The sequence below is a fragment of the Hymenobacter nitidus genome, from assembly GCF_020447315.1.
GTDB classification, from domain to species: domain Bacteria; phylum Bacteroidota; class Bacteroidia; order Cytophagales; family Hymenobacteraceae; genus Hymenobacter; species Hymenobacter nitidus.
The window spans coordinates 184,362-201,620 of record NZ_JAJADQ010000005.1; the positions used below are offsets into that span (position 1 = coordinate 184,362).

General features: G+C 61.2%; 13 protein-coding genes. 5 read left to right on the plus strand and 8 right to left on the minus strand.

Annotated features, from left to right (window positions below):
• Window position 1 precedes the first annotated feature (1 nt).
• Together aceB and aceA are read left to right on the plus strand one after the other, a co-directional pair.
• Window positions 2–1,636, plus strand: a complete 1,635-nt coding sequence (aceB, locus tag LGH70_RS11360) for a malate synthase A (protein WP_226185618.1) — start codon at window positions 2–4, stop codon at window positions 1,634–1,636.
• 223 nt (window positions 1,637–1,859) lie between these two features.
• A complete protein-coding gene (gene aceA / locus LGH70_RS11365; protein ID WP_226185620.1) occupies window positions 1,860–3,152 on the plus strand; it encodes an isocitrate lyase in 1,293 nt (430 codons plus the stop codon).
• Between the two features lie 159 nt (window positions 3,153–3,311).
• On the opposite strand, the gene LGH70_RS11370 is transcribed toward aceA, so the two are convergent.
• Together LGH70_RS11370 and LGH70_RS11375 are read right to left on the minus strand one after the other, a co-directional pair.
• Window positions 3,312–4,499 carry a ribonuclease D gene (locus LGH70_RS11370; protein WP_226185622.1) on the minus strand — a complete coding sequence of 396 codons (1,188 nt, stop codon included), beginning with the start codon at window positions 4,497–4,499 and terminating at the stop codon, window positions 3,312–3,314.
• A gap of 208 nt (window positions 4,500–4,707) precedes the next feature.
• Window positions 4,708–5,187, minus strand: a complete 480-nt coding sequence (locus LGH70_RS11375) for a hypothetical protein (protein WP_226185624.1) — start codon at window positions 5,185–5,187, stop codon at window positions 4,708–4,710.
• Window positions 5,188–5,411: 224 nt separating this feature from the next.
• On the opposite strand from LGH70_RS11375, the gene LGH70_RS11380 reads away from it, so the two are divergent.
• Window positions 5,412–5,660 (plus strand): hypothetical protein, encoded by a 249-nt coding sequence (locus tag LGH70_RS11380; protein WP_226185626.1) that lies wholly within the window; start codon window positions 5,412–5,414, stop codon window positions 5,658–5,660.
• Between the two features lie 82 nt (window positions 5,661–5,742).
• Here LGH70_RS11380 and LGH70_RS11385 read toward each other — a convergent pair whose 3' ends face one another.
• A complete protein-coding gene (locus LGH70_RS11385) occupies window positions 5,743–6,171 on the minus strand; it encodes a DUF2721 domain-containing protein (RefSeq protein WP_226185627.1) in 429 nt (142 codons plus the stop codon).
• Between the two features lie 166 nt (window positions 6,172–6,337).
• Here LGH70_RS11385 and LGH70_RS11390 point away from each other — a divergent pair, with 166 nt between their 5' ends.
• Window positions 6,338–8,917, plus strand: a complete 2,580-nt coding sequence (locus LGH70_RS11390; RefSeq protein ID WP_226185628.1) for a M14 family metallopeptidase — start codon at window positions 6,338–6,340, stop codon at window positions 8,915–8,917.
• Between the two features lie 74 nt (window positions 8,918–8,991).
• Here the strand turns inward: LGH70_RS11390 and LGH70_RS11395 are convergent, their stop codons facing one another.
• The 3 genes from LGH70_RS11395 to LGH70_RS11405 form a co-directional block, all read right to left on the minus strand.
• Window positions 8,992–9,309, minus strand: coding sequence for a hypothetical protein (locus LGH70_RS11395; protein WP_226185629.1), 318 nt, complete (start codon window positions 9,307–9,309; stop codon window positions 8,992–8,994).
• 189 nt (window positions 9,310–9,498) lie between these two features.
• The gene (locus LGH70_RS11400) at window positions 9,499–10,737 is read right to left on the minus strand and encodes an S-adenosylmethionine:tRNA ribosyltransferase-isomerase (protein WP_226185630.1); all 1,239 of its coding nucleotides are present in this window, start codon (window positions 10,735–10,737) and stop codon (window positions 9,499–9,501) included.
• A gap of 69 nt (window positions 10,738–10,806) precedes the next feature.
• On the minus strand, window positions 10,807–11,586 hold the full coding sequence (locus tag LGH70_RS11405; protein ID WP_226185631.1) for a class I SAM-dependent methyltransferase: 780 nt from the start codon (window positions 11,584–11,586) through the stop codon (window positions 10,807–10,809).
• A 335-nt stretch (window positions 11,587–11,921) separates the two neighbouring features.
• On the opposite strand from LGH70_RS11405, the gene LGH70_RS11410 reads away from it, so the two are divergent.
• Entirely contained in the window at window positions 11,922–12,413 is a 492-nt protein-coding gene (locus tag LGH70_RS11410) for a hypothetical protein (protein ID WP_226185633.1), read from the plus strand.
• A gap of 100 nt (window positions 12,414–12,513) precedes the next feature.
• On the opposite strand, the gene priA is transcribed toward LGH70_RS11410, so the two are convergent.
• Window positions 12,514–15,051: a replication restart helicase PriA gene (gene priA, locus LGH70_RS11415; RefSeq protein ID WP_226185635.1), complete on the minus strand. Its 2,538-nt coding sequence runs from the start codon at window positions 15,049–15,051 to the stop codon at window positions 12,514–12,516.
• Window positions 15,052–15,160: 109 nt separating this feature from the next.
• On the minus strand, window positions 15,161–17,212 hold the full coding sequence (locus LGH70_RS11420) for a thioredoxin domain-containing protein (RefSeq protein ID WP_226185637.1): 2,052 nt from the start codon (window positions 17,210–17,212) through the stop codon (window positions 15,161–15,163).
• Between the last annotated feature and the right edge of the window lie 47 nt (window positions 17,213–17,259).

A 17,259-nucleotide genomic window follows, 5' to 3' on the forward strand; every position in this document is an offset into this window, starting at 1 on the left:
TATGTCACCTTTCGCTGAGCCCCAAACCCTGGTTTCGACCCCCACTTATATCACGCCCGAGCGGGTGAAAGTGGTGGGGGCCTACTCGCCCGAGTTTGCCGAAATCCTGACCCCATCAGCTCTGGCCTTCGTGGCCGAGCTGCACCGCCGCTTCGACCGCACCCGGCGCGAACTGCTGTTGCGCCGCGAGGTGCGGCAGCGGGAGTTTGAGGCCGGCGTGCTGCCCGACTTCCTACCCGAAACCCAGATGATTCGGGACAAGCCCTGGACCGTGGCCCCCGTGCCCACCGACTTGCAGGACCGCCGCGTGGAAATCACCGGGCCGGTGGAGCGCAAGATGATTATCAACGCTCTGAACTCGGGCGCCAAGGTGTTTATGGCTGATCTGGAGGATTCTAACTCGCCGACCTGGGCCAACGTGGTGGAAGGTCAGCGCAACCTGCGCGACGCCGTGCGCCGCACTATTTCGCTGAGCACGCCCGCCAAGGAGTACAAGCTCAACGACGTAACGGCCACGCTGGTGGTGCGGCCCCGCGGCTGGCATCTGGTCGAAAAGCACGTGCTGGTCGATGGGGAGCCCATCAGCGCCTCCATGTTCGACTTCGGGCTGTACTTCTTCCACAACGCCCACGAGCTGTGCAGCCGCGGCAGCGCGCCCTACTATTACCTGCCCAAAATCGAAAGCCACCTGGAAGCCCGGCTCTGGAACGACATCTTCGGCTTTGCGCAGTGGTCGTTGAAAATGCCCAAATGCACCATCAAGGCCACAGTGCTGATTGAAACGCTACCCGCCGCTTTCGAGCTGAACGAAATCTTGTATGAGCTGCGCGAGCACAGCGCCGGCCTCAACTGCGGCCGCTGGGACTACATTTTCTCCTACATCAAACGCCTGGGCCTGAAGCCCGAGTTCCGCCTGCCCGACCGCGCCCAGGTCACGATGACGGTGCCCTTTATGGCAGCCTATTCCCAGCTCGTCATCCAGACCTGCCACCGCCGTGGGGTGCACGCCATTGGCGGTATGGCCGCCCAGATTCCGATTAAGAACGACCCTGAGGCTAATGAGGCCGCCCTGGAAAAAGTACGGCTGGACAAAGTGCGCGAGGCCAAAAATGGCCACGATGGTACCTGGGTGGCGCATCCGGGTTTGGTGCCGGTGGCCCTGGCCGTGTTCGATGAGCTGATGCCCCAGCCCAACCAGATTGACAACAAGCGCGAAGACGTGAAGGTAACGGCCGCCGACCTGGTGCAAGCGCCCCAGGGCACTATTACTGAAGAAGGGCTGAAACTCAACATCGACGTGGCCATTCAGTACATCGAAGCCTGGCTGGGCGGCAACGGCTGCGTACCGATTTACAACCTAATGGAAGATGCGGCCACGGCCGAAATCAGCCGGGCCCAGGTGTGGCAGTGGCTGCACACGCCCGGCACCACACTAGTCGACGGCCGCGAAATTACCGTGGAGCTGTACCGTTCCTATGTGCCCCAGCAGCTGGAGAAAATCCGGGCGCTGGTGGGGGAGGAGCGCTATACCACGGGCCGCTACCTGCAGGCCGCCCGCCTCTTCGACGGCCTGGTGACCAGTGAGAAGTTCGTGGAATTCCTCACCGTGCCGGCCTACGAGCAGCTGCCCAGCTAACCAGCCACTGTTTTCCGGATACGTGACCTGCTGCCTTCTAAGCAGTAGGCTACCCGCCTGATCCGCCCGAGCCAAGCCGGGTGCCATTTCCTTATTGCCTTTTCCCAAAAGCGGCTTTTAAGTCTGCCCGGCCCCGCTTTGCCCTTTTGTTCCGATTCCCACATTCCTCCTTCCCAATCCTTTCTTTCAACCCGCAGGCTGTGCCTGCCCAACTTTCTCTCCCATGAACAAGCAAGAACGTATTGCCGCCATTACGCAAGACTGGGCCACCAATCCGCGCTGGAAAGGTATTGAGCGACCCTACGCCGCCGCCGACGTGGTGAAGCTGCAGAACTCTATCCGCATCGAGTATTCCCTGGCCCGCCAGGGGGCCGAGCGGCTCTGGAACCTGCTGCACTCGGAGCAGTACGTGGCCGGCCTCGGGGCGCTGACCGGCAACCAAGCCGTGCAGGAAGTGCAGGCCGGCCTGAACGCCATTTACCTCAGCGGCTGGCAGGTGGCTGCCGATGCTAACGGCGCCGGCCAGATGTACCCCGACCAAAGCCTGTACCCGGTCGACAGCGTGCCAAACGTGGTGAAACGCATCAACAACGCCCTGCTGCGTGCCGACCAGATTCAGAACCTGAGTGGAGAGGGCAACGTGCATTGGCTGGTGCCCATCGTGGCCGATGCGGAGGCGGGTTTTGGGGGTAACCTCAACGCGTTTGAGCTGATGAAGATGATGATTGAGGCCGGCGCGGCGGGTGTGCACTTCGAAGATCAGCTTTCCTCGGCCAAGAAGTGCGGCCACCTGGGCGGCAAAGTGCTGGTGCCCACCCAGGAGGCCATCAACAAGCTGGTGGCGGCCCGCCTGGCTGCCGACGTGCTGAACGTGCCCACGCTGGTAGTGGCTCGCACCGACGCCGATGCCGCCGACCTGATTACCTCTGACGTGGACGAGCGGGACCTGCCGTTTGTACTGAGCGACGAAGAGCGAACCAACGAAGGCTTCTACCGCGTGCGGCCCGGGGTGGAGTCATGCATTGCCCGCGGCCTGGCCTACGCCCCCTACGCCGACCTGCTGTGGATGGAAACCTCCCACCCCGACCTGGAGCAGGCCCGCGCCTTTGCCGAAGGCATTCATGCCCAGTTTCCCGGCAAGTTGCTGGCCTATAACTGCTCCCCTTCGTTCAATTGGGCTTCCAAGCTGAGCGTGGAGCAGATGGAAACCTTCCGTGAGGAGCTGGCCGCGCTGGGCTTCAAGTTCCAGTTTATCACCCTGGCTGGTTTCCACGCGCTCAACACCAGCATGTTTGAGCTGGCCCAGGCTTACCGGGAGCGGGGCATGGCTGGCTACTCGGAGCTGCAGGAGCGGGAGTTTGCCCTCCAGAAACATGGTTTCAAGGCCGTGAAGCACCAGTCATTCGTGGGCACCGGCTACTTCGACGCCGTACAGAGCGTGGTGTCGGCGGGCAAAGCCAGCACCTCGGCGCTGGTAGGCTCCACGGAGGAAGCGCAGTTTCAGAACGCTCATTAGCGAGCAGATAGTCCTGCTTCGGCTACGCTCAGTCTGACAGTAGTATTGCCCGTGAGATGTCTCCGGCTACTCGACAGGTTTAATTAGTCGGAAGTAGTGCAAAACAAGTGAGCCGCTCTGTACAGAGCGGCTCACTTATTTGTAGACGGTAAAACAACGTTAGGCAGCGGCATCAAAAGGGGTGGCAATCTGGGCGTAGTCGAGGCCGTGGCGCTGGCAGGCTTCCTGCAGAATCGTTTTCTGCCAGGGGCGCAGTACCTGGTCGGCGCCCAGCTCGATGATGTCGGCTACGAGGCGGTTGGACAGCACCAGGTTGGCTACGTACACGTTGACATCGGCCGTGATGAGGCCTTTAAGCTGGGTAAGCAGCTGCTCACGGGCATCGGCTTTGGCGGCCTTTTCACCGCTGAGGCGGCGGCGGAACGGGAAGCGGCGCTGCTCGCCGGTAGCGGCCGGCTCGGGCACCGGCACGAAGTTGTCGGGCGAAAGAGCCGCCAGCTGGTCCAGGTAAGGGGCACGCTTCAGCTCAGGGTGCAGGCCGCGGGTATTTTTCCAGTCGTTGGCGTCGCGCGGGGTGGCGCGCACCAACTCCGAGAGCCGGTCGTTGGCAAACACCATATACGGCGGCTTGTCGAGCTGGCGCGCTACCTGGTCGCGTAGCATGTACAGGTCGCGGAACAGAGGCAGCTCGCCGGGCATAATGCGGTATTTGCCCGCGATGCGCAGGTAGGGCCGGTCGTCGCGGGTGTAGCGCACTTCCTCCAGGGCTGCATTTTCCTGCTCGGCCCACTCGGTACGGCCCAGCTCGGCCAACTTGGCGCGCAGGCGGTCGGCCAGCTCAAAGAGGTAGAGTACGTCGTTGGCGGCGTACACTTTCTGGGCTTCAGTCAGGGGGCGCTTCAGCCAGTTCGACTTCTGCTCACCCTTGTCGACTTCCAGGCCCAGCTCGGCCTGAATCAGGCGGCCCAGGGAGATGTTGTTGTCTGACTCGCCCAGCAGGGTATACTGCACGCTGGTGTCAAGGATATTGCGCACGTGCACCCCGTAGAGCTCATCGAGCAGCAGAATATCGGACTTGCAGCTGTGGAACACCTTCTCCACGGCGGGGTCGCGCAGCAGAGCCCAGATGGGTTCGAGCTCCTGGGCCGGGTTGGTGAGTGGAATAGGGTCGATGAGGTAGACTACCTGGCCGTCGAAGATCTGAATCAGGGCTAGGTTGCGGCCGTAGCGGTGGCGCATATCGTCGAACTCCAGGTCGACGGCCAGGCGCCGGGCGGCTTGCAGGGCGCTGGCAGCTTGCTGCACGTCGGCTTCGGTAGTCAGGTAATGAATAGTAGGTGTAGACATTCAGGCAAAGAGAAAAGCCGCGGAAGCGCTGGAAGATGATGGCCAGAGGCCATGGGGGTTAAAGGTAGGCAGGAGCGGCAAGCAAAACCAATCGGGACGATGGTGGCCCTGGGAGCAGTGCGGCACGCCCGGGCAGGAAAGCTACTGCATTCGGCCGGCAAAATAGGCAAAGACCCTTGGCTGTGCTGTTTTGGGCCGGGCGTGGGCCTTATGCTTCGTCGTCGTCGTCCTCGTTCTGGCTGAAATCCAGTTCCCGGGCCACCCGCAGCGCATCCTGAATCACTTCTTCCATCAGGGCTTTGGTATCGGCGTCGAGGGTGCGCTCAAACAGGTTGAGCAGCTGTTCGCCATCCTCATTCACGTACAGGTTGGTATAGAGCTTCTCAAACAGCTTGGCGTCCTTGGTAATCGTGGCGTCAATTTCCCCCACCGACTTGGCCTTCAGAGCCCGGTGCAGCACAGTCATTACCTGGCGGCTTTCCTCATGGTCGCCCAAGTCGGCCAGCAGCTTCAGAATGGACATGGCCACGGCCAGCCGCACCCGCTCGAAGCGAAAGGCAATGTCGGGCTTGGGAGCCTGCTCGAAGGTTTTGTAGGCGGAAAGCTCAGTGGGAGTAAGGTACTGCGCGGCTTCGGCTTCGGTGCGGAAGGCTTCGCGCAGAAGCTGCTCGTACAAACTATTGCTCATAAGAAGAGGCTGAAAAGAAGGACCACCCGGGCCCGAAACCGGACCGGCGGCCAAATTAAACGTCTGGCTTGGGCTACAGGCTGTAACCTCAGGGGGCAAAGGTACGATTGCAGGAGATGAGAACCGGCCTCGCGGCCAGCAGAGGCCAACTTTAGGCCCTGACCGTCGGTTTTGCTCCTGGCAGGCAAAAAATGCTTCTTAGTTCACCCTAACTTTTTGGACGAATGACACACAAGAAAAAATGGCTGGTTTTTGCCCCTTCCGGGCTGATGGTTATCGGCTTTGGTACCTGCCTGGTGCAGTGGGCCACGGCGCTCAAGCAGGAGGGCGCCCCGACAGCGCAGTGGGTCGGCGCGGGCACGGTGGCGCTGGGCGTCTTCAACGCGGGTATCTGCCTGTTTGGGCGTGGAGTGGCCGAGAGCGTGCTGTACCAGATTCGCGAAAAGGACACCCCGGCCCAGCAAGGCAACTAGCTACCGGCAAGCCCCGAGAAACCGGCTGGGCAACGCGAATCAGCGTTCCTGCCAGTTTCTTATGGGTTTCGGCGGCTCAGGTTTAGGTGTGGCGCACATCAGTAGCCAGCCGCTGCTCCTCACTTTGCTGCATGTCATTGAGCTCAATCTGCAGGGCATCCACCGAAATCTGGATTTCCCACAGCGACATAGCCAGTGAAATCAGCAGGCCGATGAGGCTGGCGCCGAACACCAGATGGCCCGCCGTGGTGAAGCCCGCGTACAGCAAAAACATGGACAGCACGCAGCCGAACATGGCTCCGACGCCCACGGCCTGCATATTGCGCACGATGAGCAGCCGGCGGCGCAGGTTGTGAATCTGCTTGATCAGGTGGGCACTGTGGGTAGTTTCGTACTGCGATTTGAGCGTGCGCACGATGGTGGCCAGCGTCATAAAGCGGTTGGTATAAGCCAGCAGTAGCAACGACAGCGCCGGAAAAAGCAGAGCGGGCGTGGTAAGGGTAATTTCCATAAGTCAGAGGACAACGACGGTGCCAGGAGCAGGCCGCCTTCTTGCGGTATTTTTTATGACAGCTGGCAAGGTCGGCCCGGCTCATGCCCAAGGTAACGGCAGAATCCCTAGGTTTGGCCCCTCTCCGGTGGTTTATTCCGCTTTCCTTTCTTCTCGTTCGTAGCTCATGCAAACCTATACTGTGTCTGGCCGCGGCCTTTGGGCGGCCGTAGCGGCACTTCTGGTGTTTCTTCTGGCTGGGATGCCCGGCGTGGCCCAACCCGCGGCGGGTCTGCTCACGCCCCCGCAATACCTGGGCTATGCGCTGGGCAGCCGCTTCACCACCCACGCTCAGGTGCTGAGCTACGTGCAGCACGCGGTGCAAAGCTCGGGCGGCCGAATGCGGCTGCAACCCTACGGCACCACCTACGAAGGCCGCCCGCTGGAAGTAGTGCAGGTGGGCACGCCCGAAAATCTGGCCCGGCTGGATGACATCCGGCGCAACAACCTGCGGCTGGCCGGGCTGGAAAGCGGAGCCGTGCAGGACCAGCAGCCGGCCATTGTGTGGCTTAGCTACAACATTCACGGCAACGAAGCGGTGTCGTCGGAGGCGGTGCTGGAAGTGCTCTACGACCTGGCCAACCCCCAGAACGCGCAAACCCAGCAGTGGCTGCAACACGTGGTGGTGCTCCTGGACCCCTGCGTGAACCCCGACGGGCGCGAGCGGTACGTGCAGTGGTACAACCGCTCGCGCAACCAGCAGCCCAACGCCTCGCCCTACGCCTGGGAGCACCATGAACCCTGGCCCGGGGGGCGCTATAACCACTATTTCTTTGATCTGAACCGCGACTGGGCCTGGCAAACCCAGCAGGAGAGCCAGCAGCGCGTGGCCCTCTATAACCAGTGGCTGCCCCAGGTGCACGCCGACTTCCACGAGATGAGCCCGGACGACCCGTACTATTTCTCGCCCGCTGCCAAGCCCTTCCACGAAGACATTACGCCCTGGCAGCGCAACTTCCAGAACGTCATCGGCGACTACAACCGCAAGGTCTTCGACCAAAACAACTGGCTCTACTTCACCCGCGAAACCTACGACCTGTTCTACCCCAGCTACGGCGACACCTACCCCAGCTTCAACGGCGCTATCGGTATGACCTACGAGCAGGGCGGCTCGGGCCGGGCAGGCATCAGGGTGGCTAAAGCCGATGGCGACACCCTCACGCTGGAGCAGCGCATTGCCCACCACCATGCGGCTAGTCTGGCGACTATTCAGGCCGCCTCGGAGCGTCATACGGAGTTGGTAGAGGAGTTTAAAAAGTACTACACCACGGCCCGCACCAAGCCCCGGGGCGAGTACAAAACCTACGTGCTGAGCAGCGCCGGCGACCCGGGCCAGCTGCGGGCCTTCACCGCCTACCTCGACCGCCAGCAGATTCGCTACGGCTACGCGGGGCGCCAACTCAATGCCCGCGCCTTTAGCTACACGACTGGTACCACTGAGAATGTGCGGGTGCAGCCCCAGGATGTAGTAGTGAGTATGTATCAGCCCAAATCGACGCTGGTGAAAGTGCTGTTTGAGCCGCGGCCCGCCCTGGAAGATTCCCTGACCTACGACATCACCGCCTGGGCGCTGCCCTACGCCTACGGCGTGAAAAGCTACGCGCTTTGGTCACGCCTCGAGCCTCAGCGTCCCAAGAATTTTACGGGCGGCAAAGGCTATCAGGAATCCGGGGTAGTGGGCAGCACTGCCGCGCCCTACGCTTACGTGGCGCGGTGGAGCAGCGTGCAGGATCTGCGGTTTCTGAGCCAATTGCTGCAGCACCGCATTAAGGTGCGGGTAGCACAGCGGGCTTTCGAGGCCGAAGGGCAGAAATACCAGCCCGGCGCCCTCATTATCACGCGCACCGGCAACGAGAGTCTGGGAGCCCGCCTCGACCAGCTGGTGCGGGCCCAAGCCGACTCGGCCGGCGTGCAGCTGCAGGCCGTGCGCTCGGGCTTTTCGACCAGCGGCGCCGACCTGGGCTCGGGCTACGTGCGCCCCGTGAGCAGGCCCAACGTGGCCGTGGTAGCCGGCGAAGGCATAGCCCCCACAGCCTTTGGGGAGGTCTGGCATTTCTTCGAGCAGCAGCTGGGCTACCCCGTCACGGTGCTGGGCACCGACTACCTGCGCACCGTGCCCCTGCAGAAGTTCGACGTGCTGATCTTGCCCGATGGCGACTATTCTGACATCTACCCCGAAAAGAGCCTGGAGACGCTGAAAGCCTGGGTGCGGGGCGGGGGCAAGCTCATTGCTCTGGAAGGCGCAGCGGCGTTTCTGGCCAACAAGAAAGACTTTCTGCTTAAAACTAAAGCGCCCGATACCGCCAAAGTCAAGAACTCCTACCAGCTGCTGCGCCGCTACGCCGATGCCGAGCGTCAGCAGATCGGGGAGCGGGTGCAGGGCAGCGTCTACCGAGTGCAGCTCGACAACACCCACCCACTGGCCTTTGGCTACGGCTCTACCTACTTTGCCCTGGTGCGCGACCCGCTCAACTACCGGTTTTTGCCCGAAGGCGGCTGGAATGTGGGCGTGCTGAAGCGCGACAACTACACGGCCGGTTTTGCCGGCCGCGCCGCCCGCCGCAAGCTCACCGATACCTTTGTGCTGGGCACCCAGAACATGGGCCGCGGGCAGGTCGTGTACCTAGCCGACAATCCGCTGTTCCGCGGGTTCTGGCAGGGTGGCAAGCTGTTGTTCGGCAATGCTCTTTTCTTTGTCGGGCAGTAAAACCGTATGCCTTGGTACAAAAAAAAGCCCCGCCATTCTCATGGCAGGGCTTTTTTGCTCAATCACGCAGTAGACTAGTCTACTACATCTTCTGCCTTGTTCTTCACGGCAGAGGCGCCCTTCTTCACGGCACGGCCGGTTTTCTGAGCGCCTTTCTTTACTACGCTGCCTGTTTTCTTGCCAGCGTATTTAGCGTCTTCCTTGGTGTTGTAGGCAGCCTGGCCGGCTTTGGTGCGGCCCGAGCGGCTTTCCACTTTCACGGTGCCATTGTCGCGAATCTCAGCTTCGGTTTTGGCGCCGGTGGCGTTGTCACGGACTGTGGTTTTGGTGTCCTGCGCTTGCGCAGCGTACGAAAAGGCTACCATCGTCAGTAGCGTTGCTATCTTTTTCATGAGGAGAGTCGTTTGGAATAGGATATTCTAGGTCCTTATACGGGGTAGATAAAAATGGTTGTAATCGGCAGTCGGGGCTGGTTCCGGAATGTGCGGTTCGCGGCACGTCAGATATTGACTACCAGTGTTTGGCTTGCTGTTGCTCCGTGCTCCTGAATCCGGGAGTGAGCCCAAAACAGCCGAAACCAGCTAGGGCAGCAGCAGGGAACTGTCGCCGTAGCTCAAGAAACGGTAGTCGTGCGCCAGGGCATGGTCATAGACGCGGCGCCAGTCGGGGCCGATGAGGGCCGCCACGAGCAGCAATAGGGTGCTTTCCGGCTGGTGGAAGTTGGTCACCAGGCCGTTGATAACCAGGAAGGTATAGCCGGGCGCAATCAGCAGCTGGGTGGTGGCCTGAATCGTGTCGGAGCCGGTGCGCGCCAGGTAGTCGAGTAGGGCCTGCAGCGCCTGCGGCATCGATACGGCGGGGCCTTCCTCGTAGGGCTGCCACTGCGTAACGTGGAAAGCCGCGCCGGTTTCGGCCGTTTCGGGCTGGCGCACCAGCCGGCAACCCAGCCAGTACAGGCTTTCCAGGGTCCGCAGACTGGTGGTGCCCACGGCAATAATGGGCCGGGGCGCGTGGTGCAGCAACTGCCGCAGCAGGGCCGCATTGGCCGAAATGGGCTCGGCGTGCATGGGGTGGCCTTCCATACGGTCAGCTTTCACCGGCTGAAACGTGCCGGCGCCCACGTGCAAAGTCAGTTCAGCGGTGGCAATGTTCCGGGCTTTGAGCTCAGCAAATACTGCGTCGGAGAAGTGCAGGCCGGCGGTAGGCGCGGCCACGGCACCCTCGTGGGCGGCGTATACCGTCTGGTAGCGCACGGCATCCACTTCGGTGTCGGCCCGGTTGAGGTAGGGCGGCAGGGGCAAATGACCCGCGGCCCGTAGTATTTCGGCAAATGGCACAGCAGCGGGCTGCCAGCTGAACTGAATCAGGGAGTAGCCGTCGGCCGCTTCGAGGCGCTCCGCGTTCAGCACCGCCGGTTGATCGGCTATGCTGAACTCAACCTGCACCGGTCCGGATTTCCAGCGCTTGCCATTCCCAACCAGGCATTTCCACACGCAGCTGCCGGTTTGCTGCATGGCCAGCTCCACCGAGCGGTACGGGGCCACGGGCTCCAGGCAAAACAGCTCGACCATGCCGCCGGTGGGCTTCTGGCAAAACAGCCGGGCCCGAACTACTTTCGTGTTGTTGAATACCAGCAGCGCGTCGGCAGGCAGCTCGGCGGGCAACGCGGTAAAGCGCTGGTCCTGGAGCGTGCCGCTACGGTATACCAGCAGCTTCGACTGGTCCCGGTCGGGGAGGGGCTCGGGCGCGATTCGCTCAGCGGGCAGCTGATACGTGAAGTCGTGAATGGAAAGGAGGCGCGGATCGGGGAAAGCAGACATAGGCCGCAAAGGTACGCGCCCGTTTTGGCTTAATTTCGCTTGGTCTGCTAGCTGCCATTCTACTTTCGGCTACTTGGCGCGGCGGAAGAACATCAGGTGCTGCTGGGGCAGGGTTTCCACGCTTTCGATAAACTCCAGCCCCACGGCTTTCATTTCCTTGCGGGCCTGCTCAATGCTCATCTTGTGAATGCGCTTAATGGGCACTTTGGAGTCTTCGGCGCGGTACTCAGCCAGGGCCACGCGCCCGTTGGGCTTCAGGGAGGTTTTAATGGCCCGCATCATTTCGCGCGGGTGGTCAAACTCGTGGTAGGCATCCACAATCAGGGCCAGGTCAACGCTGTTGGCGGGCAGGTTGGGGTTTTGTACCGTACCCAGCACCGGCTCCACATTGGGCGCGTTGTTGCGGTCCTTGTTGTCCTGCAGGTAGGTTATCATCTCCGGCTGAATATCCACGGCCAGCACCTTGCCCTGGGGCACCAGGGCGCTCATGCGGAAGGAAAAGTAGCCGGTGCCGGCGCCAATATCGGCCACCACATCGGTGGGCTTCAGGCGCAGGGCTTTCAGTAGCACGTCGGTGCCTTCCTCAGCCTGCCGGCCGGAACGCTCCAGCCAGTCGGCGCCCTCGTGGCCCATGACGTGCGCAATCTGCCGGCCCAGGTAGTAGCGGCTGATGCCGTTGGGGTCGGCCGGGGGACGAATCTCGTAGCCGGTTGTGTCGGCTACCGGGGCCTGCCGACGCTGCTCACCGGCGGCGGCGGCGGTGCTTTCGGCCAGCGGCTGGGTGCAGGCCTGGGTGAGCAAAACGCCCAGCGCCCAGGACGCCAGCGGAAGGAAAGAAGGAATGGTCATACGCACAGGTGCAAATAAACTGTGTTCAGGCAAACATCCATGCGTGCGGAAGGGTTCGTTCGGGTTGGAGGTCTGTAACGTGGTATGGTTCAGCTTATTTTATCCAGAGCAAGCTCCACTGGCAAGCTGGGCCGCACGGTGGGGAGTAGATAAAAAATAGAAGATAAACGATAAAGTAGAGCCACTCTTTCTATTTTGGCCCGTAGAAAGCCTGTTTTCACCTTCCTTCACCCTTTCCCCACACTATGAAACACGTATCCGGACTTCTACACAAGCTAACGGCATTTGCGGCCGTTGTGGTTGCACTCAGCAGCTGTAATCGGGCTGAATACGCCATGCTTCCCAAGACCTCTTCCTACCACGGAACTGAGCAGCACCGCGCCGTGAGCGTGCAGCCAGCACCGGCCCAGGAAGCCCCTGTTGCCCAGGTTCCCGAAGCTCCGGCCGCAGTAGCTGTAGTGCCCGAGGCTACTCCTGCCACGCCTGCTGCCCCCGCCGCGCCACGTGCCGCCGCTTCGGCTGCCACGGCTACGGTAGCTACGCCAGCTCCGGCCGCCCGTAAGCTCAACCTGGTGGAGCGTGCTATGGTTAGCAAAGTAGCCAAGAAAGCCGACAAGCTGGCAAGCCAGCTGCAGGTGAAAAAGCACAGCGAAACGGCCAGCGCCAACAAGCTTAGCGGCAACATCCGCACAGGTATCATCCTGCTGCTGGTGGGCTTGCTCGTATCACTGCTGAGCCCCATCAGCGGCATCTTCGGCCTGCTGGGTGGCATCATCGCCATTATCGGCGTCGTCCTGATCATTCTGGGTCTGCTCGACGCTGTGTAATCGTCTTCTGCCCCACGAAAAAGCCCCGCTGGTACTGGTACCGGCGGGGCTTTTTTGTTGATACAAGGATGAAATGGTGCTCGTTGAATGACCGGCGGTACTACATCGGGTCCACGTCGGCTACCAGGCGGGCCTGCTTGAACTCCTTCTGGTCTTTTACCACGTTCATGGACTCCATAATCTGGGCCTTGGCGTGCTTGAGCACCGTGTGTTCCCGGTCGAGCTTGATGGTGATTTCCTGGAGGTAGAAGTTGCGGATCCGGAAGATGTAGGGCGCTTCCGGCCCCAGCACTGCCTCCCGGCCCAGGCGGAACACCAACTCCTGGGTGAGTAAAATAGCGGCCTGCTCTGCTACCAGCTGATCGACGTGCTTTACGGTGAGGCGAATCACGCGCATGAAGGGCGGAAAGCCGTACTCACGCCGCTGGGTGATTTCGTACTCGTAGAACTCGAGGTAGTCGTTGCGGATTACCTTGTCGAAAATCACCTGGGCCGGGTCGGCCGTCTGGATGATGACCTTGCCTTTCTTGCCCTTGCGGCCCGCCCGCCCGCTCACCTGCACAAACATCTGGAACGCCCGCTCGTGGGCTCGGAAGTCGGGGTAGTGAATGATGCTGTCGGCGTTGATAATGCCCACCAGGCTCACGTTGGCAAAGTCCAACCCCTTGGTCACCATCTGGGTGCCCACCAGCACGTTGGTCGTTTGCTGCTCGAAATCGGCAATAATCTGCTGGTAGGAGTTCTTGGCCCGGGTCGTATCCAGGTCCATGCGCTGCACGTTGGCCTGGGGCAGCATGATCTTGAGGTCGTCCTCAATCTTCTCGGTACCGAAGCCCACCGTTTTCAGGTTGCGCGAGCCGCAGGCGGGGCATTCCACCGGCATCCGGTCGTGGAAGCCGCAGTAGTGGCAGCGCAGCTCGTGGGCGTGTTTGTGGTAGCTCAGGCTCACGGCGCAGTTCTTACACTTCGGAATCCAGCCGCAGTCGAGGCAGGAAATGAAGGGCGAGTAGCCGCGGCGGTTCTGAAACAGGATAACCTGCTCCTTCAGGCCCAGCTTACGCTCAATCTCGCTGAGCAGCTCGGGCGTGAAGTGGTTGAGCATCTTCTTGGCGTCGCGCTGCTTGCGGGTGTCTACCAGCTCAATTTCGGGCAGGCCGGCTTCGCCAAAGCGTTTGCTGAGCGTGACTAGGCCCCAGCGGCCGGCCCGGGTCTGGTAGTAGGTTTCTACGGCCGGCGTGGCCGAGCCCAGCAGGGTTTTGGCCCCCTGGAAGTTGGCCATCATCAGGGCTACTTCGCGGGCGTTATAGCGCGGCGAAGGGTCGTACTGCTTGTAGCTGCTCTCGTGCTCCTCGTCCACGATGATGAGCGACATGTTGTCGAAGGGCAGGAACACAGCCGACCGTACACCCACCACCACCTGAAAGCGGCCCGACAGCACGCCATTCCACACTTCCACCCGCTCGTTGTCCGAGAACTTGGAGTGGTACACACCCAGACGGGTGCCGAATACGCGCATCAGGCGGGTCACAATCTGGGCCGTGAGGGCAATTTCGGGCAGCAGGTACAACACTTGCCCGCCACCCTCCAGCGCCTTGCGGATCAGCTCGATGTAGATTTCAGTTTTGCCTGCGCCTGTCACGCCGTGTAGCAGCACGATGTCCTTCTCGCCAAACTGCTTGAGCACCTCGTCGTGGGCCGCCGTCTGGGCCTCGCTGAGCGAGAAATGAATCTTGGCCTCGGGCGAGTCGTCCAGCGGGAAGCGCGACACAATCACGTCGAACTGCTCCAGCACGCCGTTTTTGATGAGCGTATTTACCGCCGAAGGGGAGAGGTGGGGGGCGCTGGTGAGGTAGGCCTTTTCGATGCCCTGGTGGTTACTATGCACGTTCTGGTACACGGGCACCCGCTGCAAATAGCGCATCAGCACATCGAGCTGCTTGGGCTTGCTGGCCAGGCGGGTAAACAGCTCCTCAATGGCGGCTTCCTCCACGAAATGGTGGGCCAGTCGCACTTTCTTCACCACTTTGGGCGAGTATTTGTCGGCCAAGTGCTCAAACAGAAAGATGACGTCCTTCTGAATCAGGGACTTAATCACCTTGTGAAAGTTGGCATTGTCCAGCAAATCCCCGACTTCGGTAAACGTCAGGGCCTTGCCATCTTCGGCGCTGAGCACTTGCACGATTTTCTCCTCCTGCTCGCTCAGCGGATACGGGTTCTGCTCGGGCTCAAAAGCCGGGTGCAGCTGAATGCGCGACTCCGAGCTAAGCTTCAGGGCCGAGGGCAGGGCCGCGTTTATCACCTCGCCGAGCGTGCACATATAGTAATCGGCCATCCAGCGGAACAGCTTCAGCTGGGCCTGCGTCACGACGGGCGCGTCGTCGATAAACTCCAGGATGTATTTGGCCTGGTAAAGGGCGGGCGGCGTTTCGTGCACGGCAGCCACAATACAGCTAAGCGTCTTTTTGGCCCCAAACTGCACAATCACACGGCCTCCGATGACGACCTCGTCGTTCATCTCGTAGGGCACGCGGTAGGTATACAGCTTGGGCAGCGGCAGGGGCAGAATCACGTCCACAAACAGCGTGACGCGGTCGGCTCCGGCGGCTTCCGGCTGGGCAAAGTCAAAGGAAAGGCTCAACGGACAGATCAGCTAACAACAGGACCGCAAAGGTAAGCCGAATTGCGGGCCGCAGGTTTCCCCGCGCCGAGCATTTCCCCTTATCTGGGTCAGGGCCAACCGATAAAAGTTAGCCCGCCGGATTCAGGGGCAGCTGGGCCAAGGCTTCCGCTACCGATTGTACTGGCTGCCGGCAGGCGCGGTTAAAGCAGACGTACAGCGTGGTTTTGCCGCCCTGGGCCGTGCGGTGCTGCAGAAGCGGCAGCTCGTCGTTGGGTTCAGCCGTGCCGGCCAGTACGGCATAGGGCAGAAAGTAGCGGCTCAGTTCTGCCCGCACCACCTCCACCTCGGGGCCGACGATGGCAATTTCGGCCGTGGGCTGCAGCAAAGATGCATACAGGGAAGCCCAGTTGGTGAGGTGCTGGGGCTCTTTTACCACCAACTCCTGCACTTGGCCCAGCATGGTGGCAGCCAGGTCGCGGTAGTCTTCTTTGTCCAGATGCAGGCCCAGGCGTAGCAGGTTGTGGGCCATTACCGAGTTGGAGCTGGGAATCACATTATCGAACAGCTCCTTTTTGCGGGCAATCAGCGTTTCACCCGCATCATCGGTATAGAAGAACTGATTCTCTGCCGGGTCGAAGAAGTGGGCCAGCACGTAGTCGGTCAGGGCCTGGGCCTCGTGCAGCCACTGGGCCTCGAAGGTAACTTCGTAGAGCCCGATATAGGCTTGGATAACCAAGGCGTAGTCTTCCAGAAATCCGTCGATGGTAGCCCGGCCGGCCTTGTAGGTACGGCGCAGGCGCGAACCGTGGCGCAAGGTGCGCTGCAGAAAACGGGCATTCCGCAAGGCCAACTCCAGGAACTCGGCTTCCCCGAATGCCCGGTAAGCATCCACGAGGCCGCTTAGCATGAGGCCATTCCAGCCGGTCAGGATCTTGTCGTCGAGGCCGGGGCGCCCCCGCTGGGCCCGGGCCCGCATGATTTTCTGTTTCCACTCAGCTACCAGCTCGGCCAGCACCGTGGGCGCCAGCTCATGCTTGGCGGCAAAGTCGGCATCGGACTGGCGGCGGTGCAGGATGTTGCGGCCGTGTTCCCAGTTGCCCAGCGCCGTGCAGTTGTAGTAATCCGAGAAAAGCGGTTCCTCGTCGCCGATAATGTGCTGCAGCTCTTCCTTGGTAAACACGTAGAATTTGCCTTCCTCACCTTCACTATCGGCATCCAGGGAGGAGTAGAACCCGCCTTCCGGGCTGGTCAGCTCCCGCCTGATGAAGGCAATAGTGTCGTATACCACCTCGCGGAAAAGCGGTTCCTGGGTTACCTGGTAGGCCTCCGAATAGAGACTCACCAGCTGCCCGTTGTCGTAGAGCATCTTCTCGAAGTGAGGCACCAGCCACTCGGCATCCACTGAGTAACGGGCAAAGCCGCCCCCAGCTTGGTCATACATGCCGCCCCAGGCCATTTCGCGCAGCGTAAGCAAGGTCTGATTCAGTAGCAGCTGACTACCGGTGCGGGCGTGGCCGCGCAACAGAAACCGCCAGATGCCGGGCATCGGGAATTTGGGTGCCCGGTTCATGCCGCCTCTCTCCGCATCGAACCGCACGCCCAGGTTGTAGACCAACAGCTTGAATTGCTCCTCCGACAGCGCCAGATCCGACGGGGCCGCGCCGTACTTTGCCAGGTCACTGGCCTGCAGCCCCCGCGCGAATTCCTCCGCCGACTTGTCCAGCTCCGCCCGGTGCTCGCCCTGGTACGCCTGCCCGATGCTTTCGAGCAGCTGCACCCAACTGCGGGGCGCAAAGTAGGTGCCGCCGTAAAAGGGCTTGGCTTCGGGGTTCAGAAACACATTCAGAGGCCAGCCACCCTGCAAGCCCATGGCCTGCAGGGCATCCATGTACACCTGGTCGACATCGGGCCGCTCTTCCCGGTCAACTTTGATGCACACAAAGTACTCGTTCATCACCTGCGCGATGCGCGGATTCTCGAACGACTCCCGCTCCATCACGTGGCACCAGTGGCAGGCCGCGTAGCCTATACTGACGATAATGGGCTTCTGCTCCTCTTGGGCTCGGTGCAGCGCTTCTGGCCCCCACGGATACCAATCCACGGGATTATGGGCGTGCTGCAGCAGGTAGGGGCTGGTTTCCTGACTGAGACGGTTGGTAGCGGGCTGGTTGGCAGACATGAGCAGACGGCTGGGGCTAAATGCAAAACCCGGCCATACAAGCCGGG

Bases quoted from the DNA above. Each gene is read 5' to 3' on its own strand.
- aceB (WP_226185618.1), top strand. From the start codon at position 2: ATGTCACCTTTCGCTGAGCCCCAAACCCTGGTTTCGACCCCCACTTAT.
- aceA (WP_226185620.1), top strand. From the start codon at position 1,860: ATGAACAAGCAAGAACGTATTGCCGCCATTACGCAAGACTGGGCCACC.
- LGH70_RS11370 (WP_226185622.1), bottom strand. From the start codon at position 4,499: ATGTCTACACCTACTATTCATTACCTGACTACCGAAGCCGACGTGCAG.
- LGH70_RS11375 (WP_226185624.1), bottom strand. From the start codon at position 5,187: ATGAGCAATAGTTTGTACGAGCAGCTTCTGCGCGAAGCCTTCCGCACC.
- LGH70_RS11380 (WP_226185626.1), top strand. From the start codon at position 5,412: ATGACACACAAGAAAAAATGGCTGGTTTTTGCCCCTTCCGGGCTGATG.
- LGH70_RS11385 (WP_226185627.1), bottom strand. From the start codon at position 6,171: ATGGAAATTACCCTTACCACGCCCGCTCTGCTTTTTCCGGCGCTGTCG.
- LGH70_RS11390 (WP_226185628.1), top strand. From the start codon at position 6,338: ATGCAAACCTATACTGTGTCTGGCCGCGGCCTTTGGGCGGCCGTAGCG.
- LGH70_RS11395 (WP_226185629.1), bottom strand. From the start codon at position 9,309: ATGAAAAAGATAGCAACGCTACTGACGATGGTAGCCTTTTCGTACGCT.
- LGH70_RS11400 (WP_226185630.1), bottom strand. From the start codon at position 10,737: ATGTCTGCTTTCCCCGATCCGCGCCTCCTTTCCATTCACGACTTCACG.
- LGH70_RS11405 (WP_226185631.1), bottom strand. From the start codon at position 11,586: ATGACCATTCCTTCTTTCCTTCCGCTGGCGTCCTGGGCGCTGGGCGTT.
- LGH70_RS11410 (WP_226185633.1), top strand. From the start codon at position 11,922: ATGCTTCCCAAGACCTCTTCCTACCACGGAACTGAGCAGCACCGCGCC.
- LGH70_RS11420 (WP_226185637.1), bottom strand. From the start codon at position 17,212: ATGTCTGCCAACCAGCCCGCTACCAACCGTCTCAGTCAGGAAACCAGC.